At 33.3% G+C, this 445-nt stretch carries 1 pseudogene; it reads right to left on the bottom strand.

Annotated elements, in window-relative coordinates:
- Positions 1-445, bottom strand: a pseudogene (locus KH893_RS12285) (hypothetical protein); the annotation flags it as partial.

Genomic DNA, 445 nt, shown 5'->3' with positions numbered 1-445 from the left:
ATACTTACCAGCCAAGTTCCTCCCAACGATAAAACAAAGGATCTAACAGTTGAAATTCCATTTAGTCTGTAAACTGACAGCTGCTTAGAATTAGATAATTGGAACATGATTAAAAATATAATTAAAAAAATTAAAAGGATATTCACTAGTTGATTCAATTGCTCGGGATCATTAAAACTGAATTCTGCTATGCTGCCTGAGTCACGTATCTTAAAATCGATCTGATCAAATTCTTTTTTCTCTCTTTCGATTAAGCGCTGCGCTAACAGCATTAATAACTGATGAATTTTTTGCTTATTTTTAGTCTCTATAAAAAAGGTACCTTCCCTCGACTGAGGAGTATTAAGGGAATCTTTAATCGGCTCAATTATCACAGAATAGCCAGGAATTTTGTTATCAAGATTTTTGCTGCTTTTTGTTATTATTGCCGGACTTTTGCCAAAGT

It is taken from the genome of Liquorilactobacillus sicerae (assembly GCF_029916425.1).
Lineage (GTDB): Bacteria > Bacillota > Bacilli > Lactobacillales > Lactobacillaceae > Liquorilactobacillus > Liquorilactobacillus sicerae.
This window is presented reverse-complemented; position numbering and strand designations above follow the sequence as displayed.